This is a genomic window from Rhodoferax sp. P2_H8_2 (assembly GCF_056403235.1).
Map to the genome: position 1 here is coordinate 250,173 of NZ_JBFUFW010000001.1, position 22,543 is coordinate 272,715.

Consider the following 22,543-nt stretch of genomic DNA (forward strand, 5'->3'; position numbering starts at 1 on the left):
CCGTTTGATGCCTAAATCCAAAGCCAAAGCCGCCACAAGTGCCGTGCACTACTGCGTCAGCGTAGACAACCTGCATAACCATCTGTTTCAGGTCACGCTGACGATTGCCAACCCCGCCGCGCAACAGGTGCTGGACCTTCCGGTCTGGATTCCTGGCAGCTATCTGGTGCGCGAGTTTTCTAAACATTTACAGCAACTGAGCGCCATTCAGGGCAAGCGCAAAGTTGCATTGACGCAGCATGACAAGGCCGCGTGGCAGGCGGACTGCGTAGCGGGCGAACCGCTGCAAGTCAGCTACGCCGTTTACGCACTGGACAACTCGGTGCGCACGGCCTGGTTGGACGCCAGTCGCGGCTTTTTCAACGGTACCAGCCTGTGCTTGCGCGTGCGCGGACAGGAAGCCGCACCGCACACACTGGAAGTGGTGCAAGGCAAAGGGATGGAAGGCTGGAGCGTGGCAACAGGTCTGGTGCCGCAACGCGTGAGCAAGCAAGGTTTTGGCACCTATGTTGCCGACAACTACGACACTTTGGTGGATTGCCCGGTAGAAATGGGTGCGTTCTGGAGCGGCACCTTCACCGCCGCAGGTATCCCGCACCGCTTTGTCGTGGCCGGTGCTGCGCCCAGTTTTGACGGCGAGAAATTATTGGCCGATACCAAGGCCATCTGCGAAGAAGAAATCCGTTTTTGGCATGGCAGCCAGAAGAAAGCGATTCCATTCAAGAACTACGTCTTCATGCTGAATGCGGTGGGCGACGGCTACGGCGGCCTGGAGCATCGCAACTCCACCGCACTGATCAGCACCCGCAAGGATTTGCCACGCCTGCCACAGGGCGCACTGTCTACCGGCGCGCACAAGCAACCCGAGGGCTACACCACGCTGTTGGGGCTGATCAGCCACGAGTATTTCCACACCTGGAACGTCAAACGTCTGCGCCCTTCGGAGCTGGCGCAATACGACTACACCGGCGAGAACTACACCGAGTTGCTGTGGTTCTTCGAGGGCTTCACCAGCTACTACGATGACCTGCTGCTACGCCGCGCCGGCCTGATCGACAACGCAACCTATTTCAAACTGCTGACCAAGACCGTCAACCAGGTGCAGCAAACGCCAGGGCGCTTGGTGCAAACGGTGGCGCAAGCCAGCTTTGATGCCTGGGTCAAGTTCTACCGTCAGGACGAGAACACGCCCAACGCAACGGTCAGCTACTACTCCAAAGGTTCGCTGGTTGCGCTCTGCCTTGACCTGACGCTGCGCGCTGAAGGCAAGACCACGCTGGACGCAGTGATGCGCGGGCTGTGGGCGCGTTGCGATGGCGGACCGATGACCGAGGCCGATCTGCTGGCCGTGCTGCAGGGGCTCGGTGGTCGCTCCTACGCTAAAGAGATCGCACAGTGGGTGCACAGCACCCGTGAATTGCCGCTGGAAGCCCTGCTGGAAAGGTTGGGGGTGCTGGTGCAGCATGAACCCGACCAGATTGCGCAACAACTGGGCATCCGCGTAAAAGAAAGTGGCGGTATCTTCATCACCAACGTACTGCGCGGTGGCGCGGCGGAAGCAGCTGGTTTTTCCAGCGGTGATGAATGGGTTGCTGTCAGCGACACCAAAGATGTATCAGGCCCATGGCGTCTGCAAACGCTGGATGATTTGCAGCTCTACACCAGCAAGTCGAAGAAACTCACCGCCTGGATCGCACGCGACAAACGGCTGATGCAGTTGTCGCTGACACTGCCTGCCACCAGCAAGGCCTGGCGCCTGAATGCGGGTGACCTGAGCCGTGTGACCCCCTGGCTGGACGCTAAGGGGAACTAGTCTCCCGTGAAGTTGGGTTGGCGCTTCTCCCGAAACGCTAGCACCCCTTCCACGTAGTCGTGCGTTTTGCCCATGGCCGACTGCGCATCGCGCTCGGCATCGAGTTGCGCATTCAACGGACGGCTGCAGGCGTCGCGCAACAAGTGCCGTGTCGCAACCAATGCCTGCGTGGGCATCGCAGCCAGGCGTTGGGCCATAGCCAGACTGGCAGCCACACAATCCTCAGCCACTTCCCAAATCAAACCCCACTCTTTCGCTTGCGGCGCCATTAGCTTGTCACCCGTCATCGCCAGCGCCAACGCGCGCGGCATGCCCAGCCGCTGCGGTAAAAACCAGGTGCTACCCGCGTCGGGCACCAAACCAATCTTGCTGAAGGCCTGGATAAAACTGGCACCGGGCGCCGCAATGGCGATGTCGCAGGCCAGCACAAACGACATGCCCGCCCCAGCAGCCACGCCATTGACGGCGACCACGGTGGGCATGCGCAGGTTTTGCAAGCGGCGCGCCGTGGGGTTGAAAGCCTGCTCAATGCTGCCCCCCGGATCGGGTCGCCCCGTCGGGTTGTCTTGCGGGCCTAGTTCGCCGGTATTCAGATCCGCTCCGGCGCAAAAGCCACGCCCGGCACCAGTGAGCACCACCGCACGAATCGCAGGGTTGGCTTCCGCCCTGTCCAGAGCGTTCCACAGGTCGTGGTGCATCTCACGGGTAAACGCATTCAACGCCGCCGGGCGGTTCAGCGTCAGCAGAGCCACCGCACCTTGCTCTTCGTACAACACCGTGCTGTCAGTCATCGTTGATCCCCTTTGGCTATAGTGGGCGCTTGCGCAACAACGCCCGAAATATCCATCATGAACTACGAATGCATCACCACCCGTACCGAAGGCGACAAGGTCGCCATCATTACGCTGAACCGTCCCAAGGCGCTCAATGCGCTCAACGACCAGCTGATGGACGAGCTGGGCCACGCCCTCAAAACATTTGACGCCGACCCTGCCATTGGCTGCATGGTCATCACCGGCAGCGAAAAGGCTTTTGCCGCAGGCGCGGACATTACAGCGATGGCCAAGTTCAGCTTTGCCGACGCCTACAAGGGCGACTTCATCACGCGCAACTGGGAAACCATCCGCTCTGTGCGTAAACCCGTGATCGCCGCCGTCAGCGGCTTTGCGCTGGGTGGTGGCTGCGAGTTGGCGATGATGTGCGACTTCATCATCGCCGCCGACAACGCCAAATTTGGCCAGCCCGAAATCAAGCTGGGCATCATCCCCGGCGCCGGCGGCACGCAGCGCCTGCCCCGTGCTGTGGGCAAATCCAAGGCGATGGACCTGGCGCTAACCGGCCGCATGATGGACGCCACCGAAGCCGAGCGCGCCGGGCTGGTCAGCCGCGTCGTGCCACTGGACAAGCTGATGGAAGAAACCCTGGGCGCCGCGCTGATGATTTGCAGCTTCTCGCAGGTCGCGACGATGGCGGCCAAGGAATCGGTCAACCGGGCATTTGAAGGCACGCTGGCGGATGGCATCATGTTCGAGCGCCGCCTGTTCCACGCGCTGTTTGCCACGGCCGATCAGAAGGAAGGTATGGACGCCTTTGTCGCCAAGCGACCCGCCAATTTCACCCACCAATGACCTGACAGATCCGGGCCAACCCACCGCCGGGCCTCCCCTAGGTAGGTAAGCCCCCAAGGGGGCCGTGACCCGCAAAGTGGCCGATCGTTGGGGGCAAAATATCTTTTGCTATAATTCTGCCCTTCGGTCGTGTAGCTCAGTTGGTTAGAGCGCAGCATTCATAATGCTGATGTCGGTGGTTCAAATCCACCCACGACCACCAGGTTTTTAAAAGCCGTTGACTCTAAGGGTCAACGGCTTTTTGCATTTGCACACCAGCCTGCGCAAAGCAGAGCCAGTTGACAGCGTGCTACGGGGCGCTGACCGCGATTGCGCGCTGGACCTCGGACAGGTCCATGCCGTACATGTCAGCAAACTCCTCAGGGGTCTTGCCGCTGGCGGTAAAGGCACGGGCCGTGGCCACCTGGCGCGCACGGGCTTGTATTTCAATATCCAGCGCCTCTTTCAGCAAAGCGTTGGTCAGCTCGTCCGTACTGTGCACCAGCACTTCGTAGTCCTGGGGGCTCAGGCCAGAGGCGGTGAACGCCGCGAGGATTTGCTGCACCACCTGCGGCCGCAAATCGACTTTCTGGCGTGCCTGGCGACGGCGGTACAACTCCAGGATGGAAGCAAATACATGCTCTGGCGCGACAGGCTCCACCGCCGTGCCCGTCAAATCATGGCGCCATTTGCCCGCCGCGACTGCGTGCAGATAGCGGGTCGAGCGGGTGTGCACGCCCAAGGCGGCGCGCAGCGTATCTTTTTTGAATTTATCCGGATGGGTTTCCAGGATTTCCTGAAAAATACCCAACTTCAGCGGTAGAAATTCAGCGCCAAACAAATGGGGGCAGGTCTCAAAGAGCTGCTCCAGCACCGGCAACGCAGCGCGCTGGCGCTCGGCATTGCTGGTTTTTTTAGGCGCCGCTGTGTGCGACGTTTCAGGCGTAACGCTGGTTTCTTTTTCGATGTCAGTCATGCAATACGATCAATTCACGGGAACGCGATTGTCGCGCATGGACTCAGGCCCTCGCATCACCCCACCGCATGTCACTGGTTTCGTCTCCGCGGTACAGCGTGTGGCCGTGGCGGTTCACGCAATACTGGGGCGAAACAATCACATCGATCATCCGCATGTTTTCGGGGATGCGGGTGTATTCGAACAGGATGCTGTGGACCAATTGGGCACCTGCGCGCACATGGCAGCCGTGGCCTATCCAAGCCGGACCAATGATGGTGACGCCCGCCTCAATGCGCGCATTCGACCCGATATAGACCGGGCCCTCGATAGTGACCTGATCCCAATCCACAGACGTATTGAGTCCAACCCAGACGCCGGGGCGCACCTGCTTGCCGGGCATCGCCATTTGGGCCACCTCGCCGCGCAGCACCCTCTGCAAAACAGACCAATAGTCGCTGACCCGGCCAATGTCGATCCAGTTGAACTGGCGCTTTTGCGCAAAGAAGGGCCGGTGTTGCTCCACCAGTTGCGGGAACAGTTGCGAACCGATGTCGTAGGTCGTGTTCGACGGAATCAGGTCCAGCACAGCGGGCTCAAAAATATAAATACCGGTGCTGGCCATCGTGGAAAGCGCTTGCTCCGGACTGGGCTTTTCCTGGAAGGATTGGATCTGTCCGTCCGCATCTGCCACCACAATGCCGTAGTTCTGCACTTCGTTGCGCGGAACATCCAGTGTCACGACACTGGCCAGTGCGCATTTGGATTGATGCTCCCCCAATGCAGCTGTGATGTCCAAATCGATCAATGCATCGCCGCACAGCACCAGTGTGGTCTCGTCAAAAAATCCGCCGATGTCCTGGATGCGCCGCATGCCACCGGCTGATCCACACGGCCGCGGGACAATGTCGCCATGGTCCAGCGCGCCTTCATAGGAATAGCCCAGCTCCACACCCCAGCGGCGGCCATCGCCAAAGTAACGCTCGATGCTGTGGTGGTGATAGGCCACATTGACCATGATTTCGGTGATGCCGTGGCGCGCCAGATGCTCGATCAAATACTCCATCAGCGGCTTGCCCAATACCGGCACCATGGGCTTGGGCACATCGCGCGTCAACGGGCGCACCCGCGTACCCTGCCCCGCCGCCAGAATCATGCCCTTTGCCATTTGCGTCACTCCATATTTCAGACAGGCAGGTTGTATCACGCGTCGCGTTTGCACTCTGTGTGGTGTGCAACGCTCAGAAGGTAAAATAGTTCGTTCTTCAACCAGCCTCTGGATACACACCATGAACCGCTGCACTCCATCATGGGCATACCCATGAGCAAAAAAGTCTTTATCAAAACCTTCGGCTGCCAGATGAACGAGTACGACTCGGACAAGATGGCCGATGTGCTCCATGCCGCGCAAGGCTATGAACCCACGGAAAACGTCGACGAAGCCGACCTGATCCTGTTCAACACCTGCTCGGTGCGCGAAAAGGCGCAGGAAAAGGTTTTTTCGGATCTGGGTCGCATCAAGCACCTGAAGAAAAAGGGCGTGCAGATTGGCGTGGGCGGCTGCGTTGCCAGCCAGGAAGGCGCCGAGATCATCAAGCGCGCGCCCTATGTGGACGTGGTGTTCGGCCCGCAGACCCTGCACCGCCTGCCCGAGATGCTGAACCAGCGCGCACTTCAAAACAAGCCGCAGGTTGACATCAGCTTCCCCGAGATTGAGAAGTTCGACCATTTGCCGCCCGCCAAAGTCGAAGGCGCATCGGCCTTTGTGTCCATCATGGAAGGCTGCAACAAGTACTGCAGCTACTGCGTCGTGCCCTACACACGTGGCACCGAGATCAACCGCCCATTTGAAGACGTGTTGGTCGAAGTGGCCGGTCTGGCTGACCAGGGTGTCAAGGAAATCACGCTGTTGGGCCAGAACGTCAACGCCTGGCGCAACCCGATGGGCGAGACCAGTGAAGTGGCTGACTTTGCAACGCTGCTGGAATACGTCTCCGACATTCCCGGCATTGAGCGCATTCGCTACACGACCAGCCACCCCAACGAGTTCACGCCCGCGCTGATCGCCGCCTACGACAAGTTGCCCAAGCTGGTGAGCCATTTGCACCTGCCGGTGCAGCACGGAAGCGACAAGATCCTGATGGCGATGAAGCGCGGCTACACGGCTATGGAATACAAGAGCACGGTGCGCAAGCTGCGCGCGATCCGCCCCGACATGGCGATGAGCTCGGACTTCATCGTCGGCTTCCCCGGCGAGACCGAAGACGACTTCAAGAAGATGATGAAGCTGATCGACGACATCGGTTTTGACAACAGCTTCAGCTTTATCTTCAGCCCTCGCCCCGGTACGCCAGCGGCGAATCTGCACGACGACACGCCGCACGACGTGAAGCTGCGCCGCCTGCAACACCTGCAAGCGACGATCAACGCCAGCATGGCCCGCATCAGCGACAGCCGCGTAGGCACGGTGCAAAGCATTCTGGTGGAAGGCGTCTCCAAACGCGATGGCGGCGAGCTGATGGGCCGCACCGAATGCAACCGCGTGGTGAACTTTGCCGGCCCAGCGCGGCTGGTCGGCAACCTAGTGGATGTGCGGATCAGCGAAACGCGAACCTACACGCTGCGCGGCGAGGTGGTGACGACTGAGGCGACGGCCAGCTAGTTGCTATTGAAATAGTAGCTGCTTACGCACGTTTTGCGGGCGTTACAGCCCTATTTGGCTGCCATTTTTCCGTGATTAAAACGGCATCTTGGGCATGCCTTTCATGCCCCCCATGCGTTTCATCATCTTCATCATGCCGCCGCCGGAGAACTTCTTCATCATGTCCTGCATTTGCTCAAACTCCTTGAGCATGCGGTTGACTTCCTGAACCTGCACACCGGCGCCGGCCGCGATGCGGCGCTTGCGCGTGGCCTTGATCAGGTCGGGCTTGCGGCGCTCCAGCGGCGTCATGCTGTGGATGATGCCTTCCTTGCGCTTGATGTCTTTCTCGGCCTTGTCCATGTCCACATTGCCGGCTTTGGCTGCCATCGCTGTCGGCAGCTTGTCCATGATGCTGGCCAAGCCCCCCATACTCTTCATCTGTTGAATCTGAGCCAGGAAATCGTTCAGATCAAACCCGGCACCGCTCTTGACCTTGGCGGCCAGCTTTTGCGCGGCAGCGATGTCGACGCCTGCAGTGACTTGCTCCACCAGCGCAACAATATCGCCCATGCCCAGAATGCGCCCTGCGTGGCGTTCGGCATCGAAGACTTCCAGGCCGTCGAGTTTTTCGCTGGTACCGGCAAACTTGATCGGCGCACCGGTGATCTGGCGCACGGAGAGCGCAGCACCGCCGCGTGAATCGCCGTCCGACTTGGTCAGGATGATGCCGGTCAGCGGCAAGGCTTCCTTGAACGCCTTGGCAGTGTTGACTGCGTCCTGGCCTTGCATCGCATCGACAACGAACAGCGTTTCAACCGGGTTCAGGGCCGCATGCAGTTCCTTGATTTCGCGCATCAGTGCTTCGTCAATTGCCAGGCGACCTGCAGTGTCCACCAGCAACACATCAAAAAAGTGTTTCTTTGCGTAGTCCAGAGCGGCCAGACCGATATCCACCGGTTTCTGGTCTGGCGTTGACGGGAACCACTCGGCACCCGCCTGCGCGGTGACGGTTTTCAATTGCTCGATCGCAGCGGGGCGGTAGACGTCGCCAGAGACGGTCAGTACCTTCTTCTTGCGCTTTTCAATCAGGTGTTTGGCCAGCTTGGCAGTGGTCGTCGTTTTGCCGGCACCCTGCAGACCGGCCATCAGGATGACGGCAGGGGGTTGTGCAGCCAGGTTGATGTCGCTGACGCCCTCGCCCATCGTGGCCGCGAGTTCCTTGCTGACAATGCTGACCAGCACCTGGCCCGGCTGCAACGAACCCAGCACCTCGGCGCCCAAAGCCTTTTCCTTGACGCGCGCAATGAAGTCTTTGACCACAGGAAGCGCCACATCGGCCTCCAGCAAGGCCATGCGCACCTCGCGCAACATATCGGAAACGTTAGCCTCGGTAATGCGCGCCTGCCCCCGGAGTTCCTTGACTACACGGGAAAGTTTGTCGGAGAGAGCAGAGGCCATGGGTATCCAAGTAAACGCTAAACTGTACCCATGATTCTAGCGAGCGCCCCAGTCAGCACATCTCCTGCCAGTCTGATACTGACCCTTTTGGCTGCGCTGGCTTACGCATGGCCCGCGTTGCGTGGCAAAAGCATGCGCGCGAGTGCTGTGCATTGGTGGGTGATCGCAGCCTGGGTTTTTCACGCACTGGCCTTGTTCTGGAGCGTGGCCGGTGACCAGCCACGCTTTGGATTCGCAACCGCACTGTCCATGACCGCCTGGCTGGTCGCTGCGGTGTATGGCGTTGAGAGCCAGATTTTTCCGCAGTTGCAAACCCGCTGGACATTGTGTGCCGTGGGTGCCGCGGCTGTGTTGCTTGCGTATCTGTTTCCGGGTCCTGCGCTGTCGCCGTCGTCTTCCGCCTGGATGCCTTTGCATCTGGCGTTGGGTGTGGCGAGTTACGGCCTGTTTGGCACAGCTGTTGTGCATGCATGGATCATGTCGGTTGCAGAGAGTCGCATCCGCCTGGCCGAAGACCCGCACAGCGGGCTTCCACTACTGACGCTGGAACGACTCACCTACCGCTTTGTCGGCGCGGGCTTCGTATTGCTCAGCGCGACTTTGGTAATGGGCATTGTATTCAGCGAAACCGTTTATGGGCGCGCGCTGCGCTGGGACCACAAGACTGTTTTCTCGGTGTTGTCATGGCTGACCTTTGCCACTTTGCTGATCGGCCGCGCCCGGTTTGGCTGGCGTGGCAAGCGGGCCGTTCGTGTGCTGTACATGGGCTCGGTGTTTCTGCTGTTAGCCTACGTAGGCTCCCGCTTCGTGCTGGAAGTGATTTTGGGGCGCAACGCGTGAAGTACCTGCTCATTCTGGTGCTGGTGTTTCTGGTGGCCTGGCAGTGGCGCAATGGCCGCGTGAAGGACATCAAAACCAAGCCCGTACGCCGTGACTCCTCGCAAGACCCGGTGGATATGGTCGCCTGCGCCCACTGCGGCGTGCACCTGCCGGCCCAGGACGCCGTACAAGGCAAAGCAGGCCTGTATTGCGGTGCGCAGCATCGCACGGCCGCGGAGCACTGAATGACACATGACGCGCCCGCACACTCGTGGTTTGGCCCCACAGTGCAAGCGGGCCTGCCGCAGTCGCTGGACGATTCCGATGAAATAGCCCGGTTGTGGCAAACCTTCATGACCGCGCGGCTGATGCTGGGTGCGGTGTTGGTGGCGCTGCAGGCCACCTTGATGGTCACAGGCACCTCCCACAGCAAGCCATTGCTATTGATCAGTGCCGCCTATCTCGTTGGCACGTTGGCCAGCCGTTTGTTGACCAAGCCCGGCCGACTTGGCAAATCGTTCAATCGCACCTGGCTCACGATGGTGGGTTTGGATATCGTTGCGTTTTCGGTGTTGCAGTTTTTGCAGGGTAGCAATATCAACTACACGCCGCTGTTTGCGCTGCCCATCCTGCTGGCTTCTGTGCTGGGATCCTTGCGTCTGGCGCTGGGCACGGCGGCCGGCATCACGGTCTTGCTGCTGGCCAGCACACTGTGGGCCTCACTGGACATCATGGCTGACCCGACGCCCCATCTGGTGCAGGCGGCACTGAGTGGCGTGGGCTATTTCGCCATTGCCTTGCTGGCCAACCAGTTGTCACGCCGACTGGTCACCGAGGGCCAGCGCGCCCGCTTGAGCCAACAGGCGGCTCGCATGCAGCAGCAGGTGAACGAACTGGTGATCGAATCGCTGCCGGATGGGGTATTGATCGTGGACCACCGCGGCAGCGTACGCGCAGCCAATCCCGCTGCGCGCAAGTTATTGGGATCACCGCGCGCCATGCATGCACATGTTTTTGATTTGCGCGATGAACCGGGCTGGTTACCCCTGCTGGATCTGACCCGCATGAGCGTGGGCACCGGAGACAGCCAGGAGGACGATGTGACGATCCGGCATGCCGGCACAGGCCCGCGGCGTGTGCGAGCACGTACGCGCCTGGCCTCGGCCCAAGACGCGTCGGGAGAAAGCCTGTGCGTGATGTTTCTGCAGGACTTGCGTGAGCTCGAAGCACGCATGCGCACCGAGAAGCTGGCCAGCATGGGCCGCATGTCAACCGCGGTAGCACACGAAATTCGCAACCCACTGGCCGCCATCACCCAGGCCAACGCGCTGCTGGAAGAAGACATTTCCGATCCAAGGCTGAAGCGGCTGACCACCATGGTGTCGCAAAACGCCAAGCGACTGGACCGCATCGTGGACGACATCCTGAATGTCTCGCGCGTGCAACCCCAAATGGACCACGACAGCGCCACACTGGAGCTGGACGAAGCGGTGCATCGCATGTGCCAGGATTGGTCGGCGCAAAACAGTTGCCAGCGCCAATTGAGCTTGCTGTTGAACGCACCGGATGTGCGGGTTCGCTTTGACACCGACCACCTGCGCCGCGTACTGGTCAACCTGCTGGACAATGCACGCCGCCATGCGCAGGACGACCGCGAGGCAATTCAGGTCAGCACGCTACATAGTTCCACAGGCATCTGCACTTTGAGCGTGTGGAGCGATGCAGCACCGATGGACCAATCGATAGAGCGCCATTTGTTTGAACCTTTCTTTTCATCCGAAAGCCGCTCCAGCGGGCTGGGCCTGTATATTTGCCGTGAACTGTGCGAGAGCCATGGCGCGTCCATCCTGTACCAGCGCAATCTGCGCCATGCACGGGAACGGGATGCAGAGGGCAATGAATTCGTCGTGAGCTTCGCCCCCGCACCCAATGAAGAGTTTGCAGAACCACCGACAAGCCCATGGCAACAACCCACGCTGTATTGAGCACCCCACGGGTTCTGGTCATTGATGACGAACCCGATTTGCGCACCCTCTATGAGCTCACGCTGTTGCGGGAGGGTTATATGGTGGAAACCGCCGCTGGCGTACAGGAAGCCTGGCAGGCATTGCAGAAGCAGCGCTTTGATGCAGTCATCACCGACATGCGTCTGCCCGATGGCATGGGCACCGAAATACTCAGTGGCTTGAAGGCCCAGCAGCGTCCAGAGCGCTGCATTGTGATCACCGCCTATGGTTCGGCCGAGAACGCCGTCGAATCCCTGAAGGCCGGTGCATTTGACTATCTGACGAAACCCGTCGATCTGAAACAATTCCGCAACGTCATCGCCTCTGCGCTGCAGGATTCGGCCAGACGCGAGGGCCATGGGCGTGCGGCGCCCGCTTCAAAAACTCCACAGGCAACCCGCCCCACGCTGGATGGAGAACAAGCGCTGGCCCGGCTGGCAGGGGAGTCTGCCGCCATTCGCTCGGTCAAGGAACGCATCGCACGGGTTGCACGCAGCATGGCGCCGGTGTTGATTCATGGCGAATCCGGTACTGGCAAGGAGCTGGCGGCGCGCGCTTTGCATGCCAACAGCCACCGTGCTGACAAGCCGTGGGTTGCGGTCAATTGCAGTGCCATTCCGGAAAATCTGATGGAAGCTGAATTCTTTGGTGCCAGGAAAGGTTCTTACACCGGCGCCCACGCAGACCGGGAAGGTTTTTTCAAAGCAGCCCATGGCGGCACCCTGTTTCTGGACGAGATTGGCGACTTGCCGCTGGCGATGCAGTCCAAGCTGCTACGCGCCATCCAGGAGCGCAGCATCCGACCGGTGGGTGCAGACCAGGAAGAGACGGTGGACGTGCGCATCGTCAGCGCTACCCACAAGGACCTGCAGCAAGAAACCGCCGCCGGGCGTTTCCGCCAGGATCTGTATTACCGCCTGAACGTCATCGATTTGTCGATACCCCCACTGCGCGAACGCCGGGAAGATTTGCCCGCCCTGTGCGATGCCCTGTTGACCCGTATTGCACAGGACTCCGGTGTCAGCGCGCCGCGCATGGCCCCAGAAGCCTTGGAACAACTCGCGCTGCTCCCCTTGCCCGGCAATGTGCGCGAACTTGAAAATCTGCTGCACCGTGCGATGGCCCTTTGCGACAGCGTTGACCTGGTACTGGACGAAGTACCCGTCACTGCACCCGGGGCGCTTGCTGCAACACCTGCGGCGGAATTGGACCCCTCTGCTACTGTGGAATCCGAAGCGCCCTTGCCTGCGGACCTGCAAGGCCATCTAGACCAGCAAGAACGGGACATTCTGGTCCGAACACTAAAGGACACCCATTTCAATCGCACGCTTGCGGCCAACCGCCTGGGGCTGACGCTGCGCCAGATCCGCTACCGTATCGCCCGGCTCAAAATCGACGTCCCCAGCGATAACGAAGGCCCCGATGCCTGATACGGACAAACCAAACACGACGCAGAGGCCCTGGCAGCAGGGCTGGTACCGCTTTGCGCGGCATGTTCGGTCACCCAATTTTGGCGCCAGGCCTGCGCAAGCCAACATTGACCTGGTGGTGGTGCACTCCATCAGTTTGCCGCCCGGCACCTATGGCGGACCCGAAGTGGAGCAGCTATTCACCAACACGCTGGACTGGGACGCCCACCCTTTCTTTAAAAGCATCGAAGGCCTGGAGGTGTCGTCGCACTTCTACATCCAGCGCGGTGGCGAGTTATGGCAGTTCGTCAGCTGCGATGACCGCGCCTGGCACGCCGGTGTGTCCAGCTACCGAGGACGCAGCAATTGCAATGACGACTCCATAGGCATAGAGCTGGAAGGATTGGAGGGCGGGCTGTTTACCGATGCGCAGTATGAGACCTTGCAGTCGCTGTTACCGGCTCTGCTAGCGGGCTACCCCATCGCCCACATCGCGGGGCATGAGCATATAGCGCCAGGGCGTAAGGGAGACCCTGGTGCCGGCATGGATTGGGCACGCTTGCAACAGTCCAGCGGGCTTTTTTCTCAGTATTTTCCCGATGGTATTTTGAGTAAAAATATTTCTCACGCGACATCTGTCCAACGCACCGAATTGGATTGAACCGGTCGCACCAAATCGGCCGAATCGGCATGCGCACTATCCATGCGGCCCAGCGGCCCAAATCCGCCGAAAACCAGCACCAGCATTGATGTTTTTCCGCCATCAGGCGCGCCGCAATGGCTTGCCGCGGATACTGAAGATATGGACGCACCAGTGCGGGCCATGCTCTGCAACCCCGCACATTTTTCAGCATTCTGCCCAGTGCACACTTTTGGCAACAGTACACTATGGGTAGTGGCTTGCTGACACCTTGCACACCAGATATAGTGTCATTTGATTTCGGCGCGATTCCCTCAGGTGATGGATTTGCACCCACCGTAGATAGCAGCCAAGCCCATAAAAAATATTGATTCGAAGAGGAATTCATGCAAACCATTTCCAGCACATCCAGCACTGTCACGACCGGCATCCTTTCCAGCCAGAGTGCGCCTGTACAAGGTGCCTCCATCAATCCCCTGAACCACTACCAGATCATTCGCCGCAACGGCGCCGTGGTTCCATTCGAACCCAACAAAATCGCGGTCGCGATGATGAAGGCGTTTCTGGCCGTGCATGGCACCCAGGGCGCCGCATCTGCCAGCGTGCGCGAGATGGTGGACGAGCTGACGCAGCAGGTGATCCGCGCGCTGGTGCGCTCACGCCCCGGTGGCGGCACCTTCCATATTGAAGACGTACAAGACCAGGTAGAACTGGGTCTGATGCGCGGCGGCCACCACGAAATCGCCCGGGCCTATGTGCTCTATCGCGAACGCCGCACGCAAGAGCGCGCCAAGCAAGTGGCACAGGAAACGCCGGCAGCGCCCGCGCTGCACGTGATCGATGGCGGCCAACGTGTTCCGCTCGACCTGCTTGCGCTCAAGACAAAGATTGAAACGGCCTGCGCCGGACTGGGTGCCGATGTCAGCGCCGCGCCCATCCTGGCCGAGACCATGCGCAATCTGTATGACGGCGTGCCTATGGACGAGGTCTACAAGGCGTCCATCCTGGCGGCCCGCACTTTGATCGAAAAAGATCCTGATTACACCTACGCCACAGCGCGTCTGCTGTTCCATACGATTTCGCGTGAAGTGCTGGGCCGCGATGTGGCGCAGGCCGACATGCAGCAAGCCTATGCAGATTACTTCCCCGGCTTCATCAAGCGCGGCGTCGATGCCGAGCTGCTGGACGAGAAGCTGCAGCAGTTTGACTTGCAACGTCTGGGCGCGGCATTGAAGGCCGACCGCGATCTGAAGTTTGATTACCTGGGTCTGCAAACCCTGTATGACCGCTACTTCCTGCATGAAGGTGCGACCCGCATCGAGCTGCCACAAGCCTTCTTCATGCGCGTCGCTATGGGCCTGTCGCTTGGCGAGATCGACCGCGAAGCGCGTGCGATTGAGTTCTATGAAGTCCTATCTTCGTTTGACTTCATGTCCAGCACGCCCACTCTATTTAATAGTGGCACCTTGCGCTCACAGCTGTCTTCCTGCTACCTGACCACCGTGCCCGACGATCTGGATGGCATTTACGAGTCGATCAAGGAAAACGCTCTGCTGTCGAAGTTTGCTGGCGGCCTGGGCAACGACTGGACCCGCGTGCGCGCTCTAGGCTCCCACATCAAGGGCACCAACGGCGAATCGCAAGGCGTTGTCCCTTTCCTGAAGGTAGTTAACGATACTGCCGTCGCCGTGAACCAGGGCGGTAAGCGCAAGGGCGCCGTTTGCACCTATCTGGAATCCTGGCACCTGGATATCGAAGAGTTCCTGGAACTCCGCAAGAACACCGGCGATGACCGCCGCCGCACGCACGACATGAACACCGCCAACTGGATCCCCGATCTGTTCATGCGCCGCGTGATGGAAAAAGGCACCTGGACTTTGTTCTCCCCATCCAACGTGCCAGACCTGCACGATCTGTTTGGCGCTGACTTTGAAAAAGCCTACGTGGCCTACGAAGCCAAAGCCGCACGCGGTGAGATCAAACCATCGCGCACACTGCAAGCCGCCGACCTGTGGCGCAAGATGCTCACGATGCTGTTCGAAACCGGTCATCCATGGATCACATTCAAGGATGCCTGCAATGTTCGCTCGCCCCAACAACATGCCGGCGTGGTGCACTCCAGCAACCTGTGCACGGAAATTACACTGAACACGTCCGACACCGAAACCGCCGTCTGCAATTTGGGCTCGGTCAATCTGCTGCAGCACTTGAAAGACGGCGCACTTGACCACGACAAACTCAAGCGCACCATCACCACGGCCATGCGCATGCTGGACAACGTGATCGACATCAATTACTACGCCGTCAAGAAAGCCCGTGATTCCAATCTGCGCCACCGCCCGGTCGGCCTGGGTGTGATGGCCTTCCAGGACAGTCTGTACGAATTGCGCATTCCTTACGCATCCGATGCCGCCGTGCAGTTTGCCGACACCTCGATGGAAGCCATCAGCTACTACGCCTACTGGGCATCCACCGAACTGGCACGCGAGCGCGGCAAATACTCATCTTTCCGCGGTTCGCTGTGGGACAAGGGCATCCTGCCCCTTGACACGTTGGACATGCTCGCCAACGCACGCGGCGGCTATGTGGAAGTCGACCGTTCTGCGACGCTGGACTGGGATGCACTGCGCAAGAAGATTGCCGCTGACGGCATGCGCAATTCCAATTGCGTGGCGATTGCCCCAACAGCCACCATTTCCAACATCATTGGTGTGGACGCATCGATCGAGCCTTGCTTCGGCAATCTGTCCGTCAAGTCCAATCTGTCGGGCGAGTTCACGGTCATCAACAGCTACCTGGTGCGTGATCTGAAACGCCTGGGCCTGTGGGACGACGTGATGGTGATGGACCTGAAACATTTCGACGGCTCGCTGAGCCCGATCGACCGTGTTCCACAGGAAATCAAACAGCTGTACGCCACCGCATTTGAAGTCGAAACACAGTGGCTGGTGGAAGCTGCTGCGCGTCGACAGAAATGGATTGACCAAGCACAGTCGTTGAACATTTACATGGCCGGTGCCTCTGGCAAGAAGCTGGATGAGACCTACAAGCTCGCCTGGTTGCGTGGTCTGAAAACCACTTACTACCTTCGCACAATGTCCGCCACGCACGCAGAGAAATCTACCGTGACTGCGGGTCGCATGAACGCCGTGTCATCGGGCAACGATGCGCCGGGATCGACACGCGCTTCCAGCGCATTGGAAGCTGCTGCTGCGGCGGCACAAGCGCAAATGGAATTGGCGACCAATGCGGCAACTGACATCAAATTCTGCGGTGTAGACGATCCCACATGCGAGTCGTGCCAGTAATTGCGTGATGTCGTGCACCGTCATTGCGATGCAATTGAACAACACATATCGGCAGCGAAATGCATGATTGCTTTTCATTTCATTTCGCTGCTCTCATAATTCGCTGATTGGAAACATCTATGTTGACCTGGGACGAAGAAGTCAAGCCCTCATCGCAGACAAATTTTGTACGCAACCCCACTGATACTTCATCGGTTGCGCAGGCGCCTGTGACTCCTGCTCCCGCCGCGCTCCCCGTTGCTCGCCGTGTGCGCGCTGATGACAAGCGCATCATCAACGGCCAGACTGATGTCAATCAGCTGGTGCCTTTCAAATACAAATGGGCTTGGGAAAAATACCTCGCCACCTGCGCCAACCACTGGATGCCGCAGGAAGTCAACATGACGCGCGACATCGCGCTCTGGAAAAATCCAAACGGTCTGACTGAAGACGAGCGCCGCATCATCAAGCGCAACCTCGGCTTCTTTGTCACTGCGGATTCTCTGGCAGCCAACAACATTGTGCTGGGCACTTACCGCCACATCACCGCACCCGAGTGCCGCCAGTTCCTGCTGCGCCAGGCATTTGAAGAAGCGATCCACACGCACGCGTACCAATACATCGTCGAATCATTGGGTCTGGACGAGTCCGAGATCTTCAACGCATACAACGAAGTAGCGTCGATCCGTGAGAAGGACCAGTTCCTGATCCCGTTCATTGAGGCGATTAGCGACCCCCACTTCAAGACCGGCACCCACGAGACCGACCAGACTCTGTTGAAGTCGTTGATCGTTTTTGCCTGCCTGATGGAAGGTCTGTTCTTCTACGTCGGCTTCACGCAAATTCTGGCGCTGGGTCGCCAGAACAAGATGACGGGCGCTGCCGAGCAGTACCAGTACATCTTGCGCGACGAGTCCATGCACTGCAATTTCGGCATCGACCTGATCAACCAGCTCAAGCTCGAAAATCCCAACCTGTGGACGCCTGAGTTCAAAGCAGAGATCAAGGGGCTGTTCGAAAAAGCCGTAGAACTCGAATACAAATATGCGGAAGACACCATGCCGCGCGGCGTGCTGGGCATGAACGCATCGATGTTCAAGGGCTATCTGCGCTACATCGCCAATCGCCGCGCCCAACAGATCGGGCTGGAGCCGCTGTTCCCCAATGAAGAAAACCCCTTCCCCTGGATGAGCGAGATGATCGATTTGAAGAAGGAACGCAACTTCTTCGAAACACGCGTCATCGAGTACCAGTCCGGCGGCGCATTGTCCTGGGACTAATGGCTTTACATGTTTTCTGAAATTTCACCTGACCATTGCAACCCCGAAGAGGGTAATGTGGGTGGGTGTCACCGAGTTCATGCGGCTGGGATATTTCCCAACCCCATGAATCACTTTTTGCACTCCAACTCGCAAGAAGTGCTCTTTGTAAATTGATCAAGGAGAAAATGATGGCAACTGCAAAAAAATCAGCCGCTAAGAAGGCTGCACCTAAGAAAGCTCCAGCTAAAAAGCCGGCAGCGAAAAAAGTAGCGGCTAAGAAGCCAGCTGCAAAGAAGGCGCCTGCTAAGAAAGTAGCAGCCAAGAAGGTCGCGGCCAAGAAGCCAGCGGCGAAAAAAGTAGCAGCTAAGAAACCAGCTGCGAAAAAAGTGGCAGCTAAGAAACCAGCAGCCAAAAAAGTAGCAGCTAAGAAACCAGCAGCCAAAAAAGTAGCGGCCAAGAAGCCTGCTGCCAAGAAGGCCGCTGCGAAGAAACCAGCTGCGAAAAAGGCTGCTGCCAAGAAGCCTGCCGCCAAGAAGCCTGCCGCCAAGAAAGCAGCGAAAAAGCCCGCTGCGAAGAAAGCCGCGAAAGCACCCGCTGCCAAAGCAGCGCCTGCTGCTCCAGCTGCGCAGACCACGCTGAACCCGCAAGCGGCTTGGCCGTTTCCGACGTCCAGCAAGCCTTAATCTTTATTGATGGGCTTCAAAGCCTGGCACCGAAAGGTGTCAGGCTTTTTTCATTCAGGGATAGAACGCCAACAAACGGTAACCCGACACGCGCTCGACCGGCACCGGCGTGCGTACCGACACTGGCAATGTAGCGCCCACTTCCACGCCCGCATTCATCACGGTGGGAATCGTCGCAAAGTCTGCTGGATTCAACACTTTACGCATTAACACCTGGTCTTGCATATCGGTCAGTGTCAGCTCCATTGCCGGGGTCGCCAGAGCCGTTGCCGACGTATTGCGCAGCGTGAAGCTCAGTTTGTAGACCTCGTTACGCACTTTGGAGAATGCAGAGCTGTCGATCACGACGGACTCAATCTGCCGCAGAGGTTCAATCTCCAGCCCCACTGCCGCACACAAAGCAGTCAACTCCGAGCGGAGCTCTGGGTATTGCACCGCCAGGCGGTTGCGCTCGTGCACCACCACCTGCAGCACAACTGCGATGGTGAACAAGATACTGCACAAGGCCAGCATTGACCGCACGCCACGGCGCGTCCAGACCGAGGGCGCGCGCACGGGCTTCATGAAAGACAGCTTGGGATCCGCCTGCGCTTCCGCCTCTGGCGCAAACATCTGCATGTAGCGCCGCTCGGGCGTACCGTCACTTGCTTGCGCATCCGTGCGCAGTTCATCCTTCAGACTGGCTGCTGAAACCGCTGCAGAGAAATCCGATAACTCCTTGGGGCTCTTGCTCAGGAAAGGATCCACATGTTCAGAAACGTCAGCAAGCGGCGCATCGTCTTGCGGTTCCGACTCCGTGAACGTAGCAGGCGCTACTTCCTCGATATCCACGGAAATATCAACAGCATCAGCGGCTGGCGCCGCCAAAGTTGGCGTGTTGTGCGAAGCCTGTGCATGCTGTGGCGCATCTGTCACCGCAACATCGGAGCGGATATTGGCATTCGCGTCGAAGACCTCGTCACACTGACCACAACGCACCCAGCCATCAGAAATGCGGAGCTGGTCAGGCACCACCTTGAACAGGGTGGAGCATGCCGGGCATTGGGTAATCAGACTCATCTGCGTGCCATTGTAGGGGCGCGCGCCGGTACCTAAAACGCGGCGGTCATCAATACCCAGCCATCCTCGCTGTCGCTGACAGAGAGTTGGCAATACGGGGCATAGGCAGCCGTGAGTTCTTCCGACTGGCGCGCCAGAATCCCCGCCAGCACCAAGTGGCCGCCAGCTTGCACATGCGCACATAGCAAGGGCGCCAATACTTTCAACGGTGTGGCCAAAATATTGGCCAGCACCAGGTCATAGGTACCTGCCGCCAAGTCGGGCAAGCCCGCTGCAAGCGTGACCCCATTGGCTTGCGCATTGAGTTCAGTCGATTGCACGGCCGCCTCGTCAATGTCGACTGCCACCACATCCTCTGCGCCATATTTGGCGGCACCGATAGCCAGAATGCCGGAGCCACAACCGTAGTCCAACACGCGTCCGGCTTGCGGGTGCTGCGCAATCCAGCGCAAGCACATGCGTGTAGTCGGATGCGTTCCCGTACCAAAAGCCAAACCGGGGTCGAGGCGAATGATGTGGGTCGCTTGCGCAGGGGGTTCGTGCCAGGTCGGGACGATCCAGAACTCGGGTGTCACTTCCACCGGCGTAAACTGGGACTGCGTGAGCCGCACCCAATCCTGCTCGAGCACTTCTGTCACCGCAAGAATTTTGCAGCCGTCAAAGAAATCCTGGGCTTGCAGCAAGGTCGACGCTTCTTGCGCCTGCGTCTGCTGTGCAAACAAGGCCACGATGCGGGAACGTTGCCAGCCGTCTTTGGGTGGCGGCATGCCAGGCTCGCCGAACAGCGCCTGCTCAGCATCGGTCTGGGCGTCGGCGTCTTCCACGCTCACGCTCAAAGCGTCCAGCGCATCCAGCGCGTCGCTCATGGACTCGACCCGGTCCTCCGGGCACATCAAGCTGAGTTCAAACATGGGGACGATCAGCGCTTGTGGTGATCCAGCCATTGCTCAAGGTAGTGGATGTTCGTTCCGCCGTCCATGAACTTGGCGTCCACCATCAATTCGCGATGCAGAGGGATGTTGGTATTGATACCTTCCACCACGGTCTCCGCCAGCGCGGTGCGCATGCGGGCCATGGCCTGCTCACGCGTGTCACCGTGCACGATGATCTTGCCAACCATGGAGTCGTAATTCGGCGGCACAAAGTAGTTGGTGTACACGTGTGAATCCACCCGCACACCCGGACCACCTGGCGCATGCCACATGGTGACCCGTCCGGGAGACGGTACAAATTTGTACGGATCTTCGGCATTTACACGGCACTCCATCGCGTGGCCCCGAATCACAATGTCGCGCTGGGTAAAAGGCAGTCTCTCACCGGCAGCGACCATGATCTGTGTCCTGACGATATCTACACCGGTCACCATTTCGGTCACGGGATGCTCCACCTGCACGCGCGTATTCATCTCAATGAAATAGAACTCGCCGTCTTCGTAAAGGAATTCGAAGGTTCCCGCACCACGGTAGCCGATCTTCTTGCAGGCAGCAACGCACCGTTCACCGACCTTTTCAATCAACTTGCGGTTAATGCCGGGCGCTGGTGCTTCCTCAAGAATCTTCTGGTGACGCCGCTGCATCGAGCAATCACGTTCACCCAGGTAGACCGCGTTCTTGTGCTTGTCTGCCAGGACCTGGATTTCGATGTGGCGTGGGTTCTGGAGAAACTTCTCCATATAAACCGCCGGATTGTTGAAGGCCGCGCCGGCCTCGGCCTTGGTCATCGCCACCGCGTTGACCAGTGCCGCCTCGGTATGAACGACACGCATGCCACGACCACCGCCGCCGCCGGCGGCCTTGATGATGACCGGGTAGCCGATCGACTTGGCGATGCGGCGGATTGCTGCCGGGTCGTCAGGCAGTTCACCTTCAGAGCCAGGCACACAGGGCACCCCCGCCTTGATCATGGCCTGCTTGGCCGAGACCTTGTCACCCATGATGCGGATCGACTCGGGCGTCGGCCCAATAAACTGGAAACCGCTTTTTTCGACGCGCTCGGCAAAGTCTGCGTTTTCGCTGAGGAAACCGTAGCCGGGGTGGATGGCTTCGGCATCGGTCACTTCGGCGGCCGAAATGATGGCCGGCATATTGAGGTAGCTCAAACCAGAAGGGGCCGGGCCAATACATACGGCTTCTTCGGCCAGCTTCACGTATTTAGCTTCACGATCGGCTTCGGAATACACCATTACCGCTTTGACGCCCAGTTCACGGCAAGCCCGCTGAATGCGCAAAGCGATCTCGCCACGGTTGGCGACCAGGATTTTCTTGAACATAGTCTTTTGCGTGCCGACTTATTCGATGATGAACAGCGGTTGGCCGTATTCGACCGCCTGGCCGTTGTCACACATGATTTTGGTCACGGTACCGGTCTTGTCAGCTTCAATCTCATTGAGGATCTTCATCGCCTCAATAATGCAGATGGTGTCGCCCGCCTTGATGGCATCGCCCACTTCGACAAAGGCTTTGGCGCCGGGCGAAGAAGAACGGTAGAACGTTCCAACCATCGGGGATTTGACGGTATGGCCTGCGCTGGGTTCTTCGGCCGATGGAACAGGAACAGTTGCTGCGGCAGGCGCCGTTGCCACTGGAGCGGCGGCGACCATTGGCATGGGAGCGGGGGCGTAGCCCTGCACCATCGCCGGACCGCCCTTGACGATCCGTACTTTGCCTTCGGCTTCGGTGATTTCAAGTTCCGAGACATTGGAATCCGAGACCAGATCGATCAATGTCTTGAGTTTGCGTAAGTCCATGAAGTCCCCAACAACGAAAATTTTGTAAGCGGCGAATTTACAGCAAAAAACATTAACTTACGACAAATATCAATATTTATCGTCAAAATAATAAATTCGCTTGGAAGTTTCCCGAGAAAGGATGCGAATTCCGGATGCCATAGATCCGGTCGCAG

At 58.8% G+C, this 22,543-nt stretch carries 19 protein-coding genes and 1 tRNA gene; 12 read left to right on the forward strand and 8 right to left on the reverse strand.

Features of this window, described 5'->3' with window-relative positions; translation table 11 throughout:
• The first annotated feature begins 7 nt into the window (after positions 1–7).
• Entirely contained in the window at positions 8–1,813 is a 1,806-nt protein-coding gene (locus AC1DV6_RS01240) for a M61 family metallopeptidase (protein WP_477974377.1), read from the forward strand.
• Here AC1DV6_RS01240 and AC1DV6_RS01245 read toward each other — a convergent pair.
• Entirely contained in the window at positions 1,810–2,604 is a 795-nt protein-coding gene (locus AC1DV6_RS01245) for an enoyl-CoA hydratase-related protein (RefSeq protein ID WP_477974378.1), read from the reverse strand. The two genes, AC1DV6_RS01240 and AC1DV6_RS01245, sit on opposite strands and share 4 nt — an antisense overlap.
• Before the next feature lie 57 nt (positions 2,605–2,661).
• Here AC1DV6_RS01245 and AC1DV6_RS01250 point away from each other — a divergent pair, with 57 nt between their 5' ends.
• Positions 2,662–3,441: an enoyl-CoA hydratase gene (locus AC1DV6_RS01250; protein ID WP_477974379.1), complete on the forward strand. Its 780-nt coding sequence runs from the start codon at positions 2,662–2,664 to the stop codon at positions 3,439–3,441.
• 125 nt (positions 3,442–3,566) lie between these two features.
• Positions 3,567–3,643: transfer RNA gene (locus tag AC1DV6_RS01255), tRNA-Met, on the forward strand.
• Positions 3,644–3,730: 87 nt separating this feature from the next.
• On the opposite strand, the gene AC1DV6_RS01260 is transcribed toward AC1DV6_RS01255, so the two are convergent.
• Together AC1DV6_RS01260 and AC1DV6_RS01265 are read right to left on the reverse strand one after the other, a co-directional pair.
• Positions 3,731–4,396, reverse strand: a complete 666-nt coding sequence (locus tag AC1DV6_RS01260) for a ProQ/FINO family protein (RefSeq protein WP_477974380.1) — start codon at positions 4,394–4,396, stop codon at positions 3,731–3,733.
• A gap of 43 nt (positions 4,397–4,439) precedes the next feature.
• On the reverse strand, positions 4,440–5,543 hold the full coding sequence (locus AC1DV6_RS01265; RefSeq protein ID WP_477974381.1) for a nucleotidyltransferase family protein: 1,104 nt from the start codon (positions 5,541–5,543) through the stop codon (positions 4,440–4,442).
• A gap of 153 nt (positions 5,544–5,696) precedes the next feature.
• Between AC1DV6_RS01265 and miaB the strand changes: the two genes are divergently transcribed.
• Complete coding sequence (miaB, locus tag AC1DV6_RS01270; RefSeq protein ID WP_477974382.1) at positions 5,697–7,037, forward strand: tRNA (N6-isopentenyl adenosine(37)-C2)-methylthiotransferase MiaB; 1,341 nt, start codon at positions 5,697–5,699, stop codon at positions 7,035–7,037.
• A 75-nt stretch (positions 7,038–7,112) separates the two neighbouring features.
• Here miaB and ffh read toward each other — a convergent pair whose 3' ends face one another.
• The gene (gene ffh, locus AC1DV6_RS01275) at positions 7,113–8,477 is read right to left on the reverse strand and encodes a signal recognition particle protein (RefSeq protein WP_477974383.1); all 1,365 of its coding nucleotides are present in this window, start codon (positions 8,475–8,477) and stop codon (positions 7,113–7,115) included.
• A 30-nt stretch (positions 8,478–8,507) separates the two neighbouring features.
• Between ffh and AC1DV6_RS01280 the strand changes: the two genes are divergently transcribed.
• From AC1DV6_RS01280 to AC1DV6_RS01315, 8 genes are all read left to right on the forward strand, one after another.
• Positions 8,508–9,317, forward strand: a complete 810-nt coding sequence (locus AC1DV6_RS01280) for a cytochrome C assembly family protein (protein ID WP_477974384.1) — start codon at positions 8,508–8,510, stop codon at positions 9,315–9,317.
• A complete protein-coding gene (locus tag AC1DV6_RS01285; RefSeq protein ID WP_477974385.1) occupies positions 9,314–9,541 on the forward strand; it encodes a PP0621 family protein in 228 nt (75 codons plus the stop codon). The genes AC1DV6_RS01280 and AC1DV6_RS01285 overlap by 4 nt, the downstream gene beginning before the upstream one ends.
• Positions 9,542–11,281: an ATP-binding protein gene (locus tag AC1DV6_RS01290; protein WP_477974386.1), complete on the forward strand. Its 1,740-nt coding sequence runs from the start codon at positions 9,542–9,544 to the stop codon at positions 11,279–11,281. It abuts the gene before it with no gap.
• The gene (locus AC1DV6_RS01295) at positions 11,257–12,732 is read left to right on the forward strand and encodes a sigma-54-dependent transcriptional regulator (protein ID WP_477974387.1); all 1,476 of its coding nucleotides are present in this window, start codon (positions 11,257–11,259) and stop codon (positions 12,730–12,732) included. Before AC1DV6_RS01290 ends, AC1DV6_RS01295 begins: the two co-directional genes overlap by 25 nt.
• Positions 12,725–13,372, forward strand: coding sequence for a 1,6-anhydro-N-acetylmuramyl-L-alanine amidase AmpD (ampD, locus tag AC1DV6_RS01300; protein WP_477974388.1), 648 nt, complete (start codon positions 12,725–12,727; stop codon positions 13,370–13,372). The genes AC1DV6_RS01295 and ampD overlap by 8 nt, the downstream gene beginning before the upstream one ends.
• A gap of 365 nt (positions 13,373–13,737) precedes the next feature.
• Complete coding sequence (locus AC1DV6_RS01305; RefSeq protein WP_477974389.1) at positions 13,738–16,659, forward strand: ribonucleoside-diphosphate reductase subunit alpha; 2,922 nt, start codon at positions 13,738–13,740, stop codon at positions 16,657–16,659.
• Positions 16,660–16,778: 119 nt separating this feature from the next.
• On the forward strand, positions 16,779–17,918 hold the full coding sequence (locus AC1DV6_RS01310; RefSeq protein ID WP_477974390.1) for a ribonucleotide-diphosphate reductase subunit beta: 1,140 nt from the start codon (positions 16,779–16,781) through the stop codon (positions 17,916–17,918).
• A gap of 170 nt (positions 17,919–18,088) precedes the next feature.
• Complete coding sequence (locus AC1DV6_RS01315) at positions 18,089–18,583, forward strand: histone H1-like DNA-binding protein (protein ID WP_477974391.1); 495 nt, start codon at positions 18,089–18,091, stop codon at positions 18,581–18,583.
• A 54-nt stretch (positions 18,584–18,637) separates the two neighbouring features.
• On the opposite strand, the gene AC1DV6_RS01320 is transcribed toward AC1DV6_RS01315, so the two are convergent.
• Genes AC1DV6_RS01320 through accB form a run of 4 tightly spaced genes read right to left on the reverse strand, consistent with a single transcriptional unit; the run spans position 18,638 to position 22,388 of the window.
• On the reverse strand, positions 18,638–19,642 hold the full coding sequence (locus AC1DV6_RS01320) for a zinc-ribbon and DUF3426 domain-containing protein (protein ID WP_477974392.1): 1,005 nt from the start codon (positions 19,640–19,642) through the stop codon (positions 18,638–18,640).
• 32 nt (positions 19,643–19,674) lie between these two features.
• Positions 19,675–20,553: a 50S ribosomal protein L11 methyltransferase gene (gene prmA / locus AC1DV6_RS01325; protein WP_477974393.1), complete on the reverse strand. Its 879-nt coding sequence runs from the start codon at positions 20,551–20,553 to the stop codon at positions 19,675–19,677.
• An 8-nt stretch (positions 20,554–20,561) separates the two neighbouring features.
• Positions 20,562–21,911 carry an acetyl-CoA carboxylase biotin carboxylase subunit gene (accC, locus tag AC1DV6_RS01330; RefSeq protein ID WP_477974394.1) on the reverse strand — a complete coding sequence of 450 codons (1,350 nt, stop codon included), beginning with the start codon at positions 21,909–21,911 and terminating at the stop codon, positions 20,562–20,564.
• Positions 21,912–21,929: 18 nt separating this feature from the next.
• A complete protein-coding gene (accB, locus tag AC1DV6_RS01335; protein WP_477974395.1) occupies positions 21,930–22,388 on the reverse strand; it encodes an acetyl-CoA carboxylase biotin carboxyl carrier protein in 459 nt (152 codons plus the stop codon).
• Positions 22,389–22,543 lie beyond the last annotated feature (155 nt).

Excerpts from the sequence above, each read along its gene's own strand:
- AC1DV6_RS01315 (WP_477974391.1), top strand. The coding sequence starts at position 18,089 with ATGGCAACTGCAAAAAAATCAGCCGCTAAGAAGGCTGCACCTAAGAAA.
- AC1DV6_RS01250 (WP_477974379.1), top strand. The coding sequence starts at position 2,662 with ATGAACTACGAATGCATCACCACCCGTACCGAAGGCGACAAGGTCGCC.
- AC1DV6_RS01305 (WP_477974389.1), top strand. The coding sequence starts at position 13,738 with ATGCAAACCATTTCCAGCACATCCAGCACTGTCACGACCGGCATCCTT.
- ffh (WP_477974383.1), bottom strand. The coding sequence starts at position 8,477 with ATGGCCTCTGCTCTCTCCGACAAACTTTCCCGTGTAGTCAAGGAACTC.
- accC (WP_477974394.1), bottom strand. The coding sequence starts at position 21,911 with ATGTTCAAGAAAATCCTGGTCGCCAACCGTGGCGAGATCGCTTTGCGC.
- AC1DV6_RS01320 (WP_477974392.1), bottom strand. The coding sequence starts at position 19,642 with ATGAGTCTGATTACCCAATGCCCGGCATGCTCCACCCTGTTCAAGGTG.
- AC1DV6_RS01260 (WP_477974380.1), bottom strand. The coding sequence starts at position 4,396 with ATGACTGACATCGAAAAAGAAACCAGCGTTACGCCTGAAACGTCGCAC.
- AC1DV6_RS01265 (WP_477974381.1), bottom strand. The coding sequence starts at position 5,543 with ATGGCAAAGGGCATGATTCTGGCGGCGGGGCAGGGTACGCGGGTGCGC.
- AC1DV6_RS01290 (WP_477974386.1), top strand. The coding sequence starts at position 9,542 with ATGACACATGACGCGCCCGCACACTCGTGGTTTGGCCCCACAGTGCAA.
- accB (WP_477974395.1), bottom strand. The coding sequence starts at position 22,388 with ATGGACTTACGCAAACTCAAGACATTGATCGATCTGGTCTCGGATTCC.
- miaB (WP_477974382.1), top strand. The coding sequence starts at position 5,697 with ATGAGCAAAAAAGTCTTTATCAAAACCTTCGGCTGCCAGATGAACGAG.
- AC1DV6_RS01295 (WP_477974387.1), top strand. The coding sequence starts at position 11,257 with ATGGCAACAACCCACGCTGTATTGAGCACCCCACGGGTTCTGGTCATT.
- AC1DV6_RS01280 (WP_477974384.1), top strand. The coding sequence starts at position 8,508 with ATGATTCTAGCGAGCGCCCCAGTCAGCACATCTCCTGCCAGTCTGATA.
- AC1DV6_RS01240 (WP_477974377.1), top strand. The coding sequence starts at position 8 with ATGCCTAAATCCAAAGCCAAAGCCGCCACAAGTGCCGTGCACTACTGC.
- AC1DV6_RS01245 (WP_477974378.1), bottom strand. The coding sequence starts at position 2,604 with ATGACTGACAGCACGGTGTTGTACGAAGAGCAAGGTGCGGTGGCTCTG.
- AC1DV6_RS01310 (WP_477974390.1), top strand. The coding sequence starts at position 16,779 with ATGTTGACCTGGGACGAAGAAGTCAAGCCCTCATCGCAGACAAATTTT.
- prmA (WP_477974393.1), bottom strand. The coding sequence starts at position 20,553 with ATGTTTGAACTCAGCTTGATGTGCCCGGAGGACCGGGTCGAGTCCATG.
- ampD (WP_477974388.1), top strand. The coding sequence starts at position 12,725 with ATGCCTGATACGGACAAACCAAACACGACGCAGAGGCCCTGGCAGCAG.